The following is an 8198-nucleotide window of genomic DNA, read 5'->3' as shown; positions in this document are numbered from 1 at the left end:
CCCCTATTAACGGGCAAAATACAGTTGGCTAAAATATTTGAGGAACGAAAATAGCCAACTGTATTTTGTCCTGTTAAATGGCTAGTTAAGTGTGAATACAACTATATTAATTTTTGTAGCCATCGTGGTTCTTTACCTTTTAAAAAGTAATGAATCATAGCAATTGCTGCTTGAGGAAATGTTTCACAGTCCTTACTTAAAAACTGGAAAAACAATGACTCTTTATCGATTACTTGTTGATCCATGTTTTTCATGTGGATTGTTGAATCTCTAGCGACTTTTAGATTTTTAAAAGCCTCCCACGGCTTTTTACCTTTTGGTGTAGGTACCCCTTTAATTTGGGGTAATATTATAGATATTTTTTCTTCGGTTGATAATTGCCTTTCAAGCTCTAGAGGCGACAGTGTCACTCTCTTTTTTCTACGCTTTACTTCTATAGCTTCGTTTAATTCTCTCGCAATTGTATGGTTACAAAATACTTCGACGGCCTGAAATGCGAATGTTACGGCTATCATACATTGTTCAAAATAGTCGAATAACGCATCATCATTTTCATGTTTAACAGCAAGACCATCGCCCTGAGGCGTGAGTACTTTTGAATATTCTATTTTTGCTTTACAGCGTTCAGCATTTAACGCTGCGTTTATCGCAATATTTAAAGCCATAGCAGTGGAACTTGGGAGAGTAAAACCAATATTCAGATTATCTTCTGTTTGAACTAAGCAAGATTGAAATAGAGGGGTACCAGCTTTATGAGAAGGTCCGCCTAAAAATGCAGCTGGTACATCAGCGGTAATTGTTGTTACTGCCGCAATTCTCCAATCTCCGAATCCATCTTCCATACTTACTCCGTACATTTAACGAGGCTGTAGAATTTCTCGTTCTCAGCCTGAATTTTAATTATAAAAACACAGTATTTTATATTTACTTGATATTCAAATAGATTATTCACTTTTCAATAAATGATTGATTAAATTGAGTTGTAAGAGCGTTTATGAGGTTGGATTGGTGTGGTTTAAGGGCATAACCCTTGGCTTAATGTAAACTATTCCTTAACTTCTCGTCGTTATAATTAACAGTATGAACAAGGTAAACCACTTGCAATTGCGTATTCACTTTTTCTGGGCTGCGCAGCGTGAACTTATTCAGCTCTTTATTCACCGTAATATTACCGTTCCTGACTTTAAAGAAAGTAGACTCAATAGTCGTTTGTCTTGTTTACTGAGATAGGGCTCGCCTGCCAGGACACTGTCGATTTTAATCCGTATTTTATCGGTATATGAGATAGCTTTTCCTTTAGTATTCGTTTCAAACTTAACCTGCCGCCCTGTTTTGTGGGTTTTATTTTCATGTATTGAGTTTGCAGCAGGAAACACGGCAATCTTTTAAATCCCCTAAGTAGTGAACATAATGTCGATCTGTTGTTTCGACATCTTTAACACTTAACCACATTCCTTACCTGTAGGACAATGGCGAAAACCAAGCACGAAAGTGAGATCATTGATCAAATTGGGAGCCAGTGAACGTTTAGCTATTTCCAGTGCCAGTGAATTTATAAAAAGTAGCAGCAAAGGTTCTTGTCGTAGTTCTAAAACCAAAGGGATCAATATAGCGATCAGTAATGCATTTTTAGCCAGACAAGGTTAGATGTCATTATAAGACTTATGGATTAATATTCACTATTCATCATGAGATGAGCCGTATGCAGGGTGGTGTGGGGCTGAAGCTTAGATACTTCCGGCTACCTGATTAGGCATTTGACTGCTTTAGAATGCGTTTTTCTTCTACCGCATTAACGATTTTCAAATAAGTAAACTGATACGATTTATTCCCCGTATTTATAGCGTCTCGAATTTGTTCAACGAAGTCCCATAGAACTGTTATCCACGCAAAGGAGCTATGATTGAATACATCTTGGGTAATCATAGTCGTAGTTAGGATTGAGTTGTGTAATACACTTATCTGTGTTGGAAAATCTTCTTGGGACTCTATTCCAGTAATTGTAAAATAATCTTGCTGACCATCACAGGACATCGGATGAACATGCATTGAAGCAAGGTCATAACCAAATTTGTACAAAAAATCCATACCCATCTCTTTTGCAACTTGTTCCGCTTTCGGTCTACGCCATTTTGGTTTTTTTTTAAGAAGTAATTTGACTCTTTCCGACATACTTTCAGGAAAAAAATAGACTTGAGATGTTTGCTCAATCGGGAATCTATTATCGCTTTTTGCTAGATTATTAGCTTGGGCTTTTTTATAAATAGACCAGTCATCAAATAATTCAAATTCATCATTTTTAGCTATATGCTCTAAATGAAAAAGTCGATCCATTTGTAACCGGTAAATAGCCCAACAATCCTGATAATTCTGCATACCCCAAAGAGAAAATACACCTTTTAAACTCATTGCCGACTTAGCCAAGAAATTGCGCAAAATGATGTCTTTGGTATCAAGATGATCTTCTTTAGCGAATTCGAATAGTAATAAACCGCATATATTTACTAATGCGTCTTTGATTTCATCGTATTCGTCAATCGTTCTATATTCGCTCATACACTTCCTGATGCCTAACATCTTATTAGATAACAAAATGTCACCTTTCCAGCGGAAAGATGGCAAACATCAAATGATTAATAATAGATTTAGACTACTGCAATTATCATTTTAATCAACAATTTAAAATGAAAGATGAAATATAAGTCATGTAGAAAGATGACAAAATTCAGTATTTACGACGGAAAGATTGCAAAATCCTAGAGTATATAAATAAGCATATGTTTCTTTGTTGTAAAATCAATGAAGCGCTATTCTATTTGATTGAAAAAATTATCCCAAAAAATCGACAAGTCTGCAACTCCTACACCGTAGAGCTTTCCCAAACAATGAATAACTTTCAGCAACAGCAAACAGGACGTTTGCTGTAAGTTCATTTAGCACATGGATGTGCATATGATACTGGCGCGTTAAGAAAGTTATTGATTGGTTGGATTAGAAAACGACTCGGTGTGCCCTTTTCTTTCGTGAGTTTCTTTTGGGCAGCAAAAGAAAGTTACTCGCCGACAGGGCGAAATTAAAGCAAGTAACATTCTAAATGACTCGACGAGCGCAGACGAAGTAAAACTCAACATGGCTACAACTACCCACCGTTGAGCTTTCCCAAACAAGGAATAACTTTCAGCAACAGCAAACAGGACGTTTGCTGTAAGTTCATTTAGCACATGGATGTGCGTATGAACCGGTGCGTTAAGAAAGTGATTGATTGGTTGGATTAGAAAGCGACTCGGTGTGCCTTTTTCTTTGGTTACTTTCTTTTGGGCATGCAAAAGAAAGTAACACGCCGTTAGGGCGGAATACCAAGTGATAAACAAACTTAAAGCCTCGACGAGCGCAGACGAGTTAACCCTCAAGCAACATAACTAAAACCACACCAAACACTTTCTTACAGGTATAAAAAAAGCAAGCCGAAGCTTGCTTAATAATATCTAGATAGTGCTTAGAAAAAATTACTCAGCTGCTGGAGCTGCTTCAACTTTATCTGCTGCTTCTTTCATAGAAAGACGTACGCGACCTTGGCGATCTACTTCTAGTACTTTAACTTTAACTTCTTGACCTTCTTTAAGGTAATCAGATACTTTTTGAACACGCTCTTCACAGATTTGTGAGATGTGAACTAAGCCGTCTTTACCAGGAAGAATGTTAACGAAAGCACCGAAGTCAGCTAGACGTACAACTTTACCGTGGTAGATAGTACCTACTTCAACTTCAGCTGTAAGTGCTTTAATGCGGTTGATTGCATCTTCAGCTTGCTCACCAGAAGTTGCAGCAATTTTAACTGTACCGTCATCTTCGATTTCGATAGTTGTACCTGTTTCTTCACAAAGAGCACGGATAACTGCGCCGCCTTTACCGATAACATCACGGATTTTATCAGTGTTGATTTTCAGTGTGTGAATACGTGGAGCAAACTGAGAAATGTCAGAACGACCTTCAGAAATTGCTTCATCCATTACAGTAAGAATGTGTAAACGTGCAGCTTTTGCTTGGTTTAAAGCAATTTGCATGATTTCACGTGTGATACCTTCAATTTTGATATCCATTTGTAAAGCAGTGATACCGTTAGTTGTACCCGCTACTTTAAAGTCCATATCACCAAGATGATCTTCATCACCTAAGATATCAGAAAGAACAACGAACTCTTCGCCTTCTTTAACTAGACCCATCGCGATACCCGCAACAGATGCTTTAAGTGGAACACCAGCATCCATAAGCGCTAGAGAAGAACCACAAACAGAAGCCATTGAAGATGAACCGTTAGATTCAGTGATTTCCGATACTACACGTACTGTGTATGGGAATTCTTCAACAGAAGGCATTACTGCTAATACACCACGTTTAGCTAGACGACCGTGACCAATTTCACGACGTTTAGGTGAACCAACAAAACCAGTTTCGCCTACACAGTATGGAGGGAAGTTGTAATGTAATAAGAAGTGATCTTTCTTCTCACCCATTAGGCTGTCGATGATTTGTGCATCACGTTGTGTACCAAGCGTAGCTGTCACTAATGCTTGAGTTTCACCACGTGTAAATAAAGCAGAACCGTGAGTACGTGGTAAAACACCAGTACGTACGTCAAGTGCACGGATGCTTTCAGGATCACGACCATCGATACGTGGCTCACCTTTAATGATGCGCGTACGTACAACAGTTTTTTCTAAATCATGTAGGTATTCGCCTACTTGTTTAGCTACTAATGCTTCGTCTTCAGCTAATAATTTTTCTTTAACTTCAGTAGTGATAGCTTTGATTGCGTCGTAACGCTCGCCTTTATCACTGATTTGGTAAGCTTGTTCAAAACGCGCTTGTGCTTCAGTTGCAATCGCAGCATCTAATGCTTCGTTACGAACTGGTGCAGACCAATCCCATTTAGGACGTGCAACTTCTGCAGCGAACTCTTTGATTGCTTCAACAACAACTTGTTGCTCATCGTGACCGTATACTACAGCGCCTAACATTACGTCTTCGCTTAGGATAGCGGCTTCTGATTCAACCATTAATACTGCGTTGTCAGTACCAGATACAACAAGGTTAAGATCACTTGTTTCTAATTCTGTTTTAGTTGGGTTAAGTAGGTATTGACCTTCTTTGTAACCAACACGAGCACAACCGATAGGACCGTTAAAAGGCATACCAGAGATAGACAGTGCCGCAGATGTTGCGATCATAGCAACGATATCTGGGTTAACTTCTGGGTTGATTGAAACAACAGTTGCAATCACTTGTACTTCGTTTTTGAAACCAGCTGGGAAAAGAGGACGAACTGGACGGTCAATAAGACGTGCAATTAACGTTTCTTCTTCAGATGGGCGGCCTTCACGTTTGAAGAAACCACCTGGGATTTTACCAGCAGCGTATGTTTTTTCTTGGTAGTTAACAGTCAGAGGGAAGAAATCACGCTCTTGATCATCTGCATTTTTACCAACAACAGAAACGAATACACAAGTATCGTCCATGCTACACATTACAGCCGCAGTTGCTTGACGTGCAATTACGCCGGTTTCTAGTGTTACCGTATGTTCGCCATACTGGAAACTTTTTACAATAGGAGTCATTTTTTTTCCTTTAATAGTATTATTTTCATTTTGCTTTTTATCGCGCCGACAGTATACGTCAAGCAACGCGCTTTTAAAATTTTTTAGATGAATATTTTAAGATAAACAAACCTATAGAATCAAAAATTAACAGACACGGATTAAATGTATTAAAAAGTGTACAAATAAGTGAATACAACACCGACTTTATTTTTCGATACTAGCTCAGCTAACAGAGTACAGGTAATATATGACCAATTTACGTCTGTTTAATTGAGCCTATTAATGACCACACAATACTCCAACATGCCGATACTTTATTCACTGCAACATTGCCCTTATGCAATGCGTGCACGTATTGCGATTTTTAAATCCAAACAACCAGTATTAATACGCGCGATTAAATTAAACAACAAACCACCTGAAATGCTCGCACTATCAACTAAAGGCACCGTGCCGATGTTGGTTTCTCAAGTAGATGGAATAGACACAGAAGTAGTTGAAGAAAGTCTCGATATTATGTTGAAGGTACTCAAGGACAGCGACCCAAGTCATTTGTTATCCTCTCAAGGTAACGAGCCTCTTGCAGAAGTTATTACAATTATTGATGACTTTGAAAAACACTTTTTTGTAGCGGTTGAGGCCTATAAATTTGCCAAACGTTATCAAGAAACCAATATTGTTGAACGCCGACAAGCCTGTGAAGTGTATTTGCAAAAATTAGAAGTACGTTTATCTCAACACGCTTTTTTAAGCTCTGAGCACGAAGGTTTATTAGATATTGCCTTGATGCCTTTTGTTCGCCAGTTTTCGAAAGTAGAACGTCAATGGTATCAACAATCACCCTACCCCAAACTTCGCGCGTGGTTAAATCAATATTTACAAAGCACGATGTTTACTAAAGTAATGGCAAAGCATGAATTATGGGTTGAGAATCATCGAGATATTATTTTTGGTGATGTGAAGAAGTAAAAGCTCACTATCAATATTTGGACATTGAGCTTAATGTAAAGCGTAAGACCAACACACCTCGACTATGTATTGGTGGCTATTGTTAATGACTGTTTTTTGGTGACTATTATTGAAAATAATTATAGATAGCTATTATTTATAGCAAACATCAAAAAACTGTTTTTCTAATAACACCGCTTGTTGAAAGTAATCTTGCATTGTTTGTTGTTGCTCGACATCTGCATTATTAAATGCAGTATCTAGTTGAGAACGTAAATGCTCAACTACCGATTCAAAATATTCACCAGAATGTAAGGCAACCCATTCTCCAAAATAGAAGGGTAATGTTTTAATCAATTCAGCATAATCTGTACGTTCAAAAACAGGTTGTGCCCAACTTAAGTACACCCACTCGGCAACACACAATACTGCGATCATATTTCCGTATTCACCACTGTTAGCCGCTTTTAGCATTAACGCTTGAAAATCACGGGTTGGTTTTAATGGTTCAGGGGTGACTCGTTCAGATTGAGCAACATCTAAGATATCAAAAGATCGTTGAAAATAGGTATTCTCCGGACCTGCGATATTCCCTAGAAAATGGGCTAATGGCAAACGGTCAGGAAGAGTTGGAGCATGGTGTATAGCAGAAGCCGCTAAGCGTACAAAGTTATCAATGAAAGTATAATCTTGAGCTAAATAAATTTTCATTTTATCTAATGGCAGACTGTCATCTGCAAGTTCAGCACAAAAAGCATGGTTTGTTGCTGCTGACCAATCGTCAATACACGTTTGTTTTAATTGTTCACTTGGGCGCATTACTCTTCCTAATTCAATTTGTAATTATTAAAAGAAACAATATTACTAGTTTCAATTTATTATGTTCATATTATATTTAACCCATTACCTATAAAGTCATTTACCTATAAAGTCATTTACCTATAAAGTCTAAAAATTGAATTTTTGTCGTCACCCTCTCTTTAAACAAGCCTAAGTTTACATAAAGTATATCCCTTGCTTGTTAGCCCTTGTTCTTAGTTACCCTTTGTTGGTTATTATTTAGGTTATCAATTACGTTAATTTTTTAGAAAGTAAATTGTCACTAAGGAGAAAAGTATGTCCATGAACCCAGTCGGTTGGTTTGAAATTTATGTCGATGATTTAACCAGAGCTAAAACATTTTATGAGCCTGTGTTTGAGGTTAATTTAGAAGTACTAGGTGATCCTAATGACTCAAGTATTCAGATGCTGGCTTTCCCTTCTGATATGGAAAAATATGGTGCTACTGGCGCATTAGTTAAAATGGAACATGTTATTGCAGGAGGAGGCGGCACCCTTGTTTATTTTGCATGTGATGATTGTGCTATTGAGGCTGAAAGAGCAAAAGCGGCAGGCGGTTCGATACAACGGCCTAAAATGGATATAGGTGAGTACGGGTTTATTTGTTTAGTGCTAGATTCTGAAGGTAATATGATTGGTTTACATTCAATGAAATAGCTTAACCGTTAACAACAAAGATATTTAACCTCACTTTCAAGTTAGCAAAAGAACATTGGGTTACAAAATAAGCAAGAAAAGCGTAAGTAATGTTTATTAAATCAATTTTTCACTTTAAATTTTTATAAAAAATAACCCTGTGAATCGACAGGGCTA

General features: G+C 37.6%; 7 protein-coding genes. 3 read left to right on the top strand and 4 right to left on the bottom strand.

Features of this window, described 5'->3' with window-relative positions; genetic code table 11:
* Positions 1-101 precede the first annotated feature (101 nt).
* Positions 102-842 (bottom strand): hypothetical protein, encoded by a 741-nt coding sequence (locus tag MT391_RS15325; RefSeq protein ID WP_499498849.1) that lies wholly within the window; start codon positions 840-842, stop codon positions 102-104.
* 658 nt (positions 843-1500) lie between these two features.
* On the opposite strand from MT391_RS15325, the gene MT391_RS15320 reads away from it, so the two are divergent.
* Positions 1501-1647, top strand: coding sequence for a hypothetical protein (locus MT391_RS15320; protein ID WP_499498847.1), 147 nt, complete (start codon positions 1501-1503; stop codon positions 1645-1647).
* Between the two features lie 102 nt (positions 1648-1749).
* Here the strand turns inward: MT391_RS15320 and MT391_RS15315 are convergent, their stop codons facing one another.
* Positions 1750-2556 (bottom strand): DUF5677 domain-containing protein, encoded by an 807-nt coding sequence (locus tag MT391_RS15315; protein ID WP_499498845.1) that lies wholly within the window; start codon positions 2554-2556, stop codon positions 1750-1752.
* Positions 2557-3506: 950 nt separating this feature from the next.
* Complete coding sequence (gene pnp, locus MT391_RS15310; protein WP_166372194.1) at positions 3507-5615, bottom strand: polyribonucleotide nucleotidyltransferase; 2109 nt, start codon at positions 5613-5615, stop codon at positions 3507-3509.
* A gap of 264 nt (positions 5616-5879) precedes the next feature.
* On the opposite strand from pnp, the gene MT391_RS15305 reads away from it, so the two are divergent.
* Positions 5880-6566, top strand: coding sequence for a glutathione S-transferase (locus MT391_RS15305; RefSeq protein ID WP_499498843.1), 687 nt, complete (start codon positions 5880-5882; stop codon positions 6564-6566).
* Positions 6567-6698: 132 nt separating this feature from the next.
* Here the strand turns inward: MT391_RS15305 and MT391_RS15300 are convergent, their stop codons facing one another.
* The gene (locus MT391_RS15300) at positions 6699-7364 is read right to left on the bottom strand and encodes a TenA family protein (protein ID WP_499498841.1); all 666 of its coding nucleotides are present in this window, start codon (positions 7362-7364) and stop codon (positions 6699-6701) included.
* A 297-nt stretch (positions 7365-7661) separates the two neighbouring features.
* Here MT391_RS15300 and MT391_RS15295 point away from each other — a divergent pair, with 297 nt between their 5' ends.
* A complete protein-coding gene (locus tag MT391_RS15295; protein WP_499498840.1) occupies positions 7662-8042 on the top strand; it encodes a VOC family protein in 381 nt (126 codons plus the stop codon).
* Positions 8043-8198: the final 156 nt, after the last annotated feature.

Origin of the sequence: Vibrio sp. 1-Bac 57, assembly GCF_037546855.1 — a bacterium.
Classification (GTDB): domain Bacteria; phylum Pseudomonadota; class Gammaproteobacteria; order Enterobacterales; family Psychromonadaceae; genus Psychromonas.
Note: the sequence above shows the minus strand (reverse complement) of the source record. Positions and strands in the feature narration are given on the sequence as shown.

Excerpts from the sequence above, each read along its gene's own strand:
- MT391_RS15325 (WP_499498849.1), bottom strand. The coding sequence starts at position 842 with ATGGAAGATGGATTCGGAGATTGGAGAATTGCGGCAGTAACAACAATT.
- MT391_RS15300 (WP_499498841.1), bottom strand. The coding sequence starts at position 7,364 with ATGCGCCCAAGTGAACAATTAAAACAAACGTGTATTGACGATTGGTCA.
- MT391_RS15315 (WP_499498845.1), bottom strand. The coding sequence starts at position 2,556 with ATGAGCGAATATAGAACGATTGACGAATACGATGAAATCAAAGACGCA.
- pnp (WP_166372194.1), bottom strand. The coding sequence starts at position 5,615 with ATGACTCCTATTGTAAAAAGTTTCCAGTATGGCGAACATACGGTAACA.
- MT391_RS15305 (WP_499498843.1), top strand. The coding sequence starts at position 5,880 with ATGACCACACAATACTCCAACATGCCGATACTTTATTCACTGCAACAT.
- MT391_RS15295 (WP_499498840.1), top strand. The coding sequence starts at position 7,662 with ATGTCCATGAACCCAGTCGGTTGGTTTGAAATTTATGTCGATGATTTA.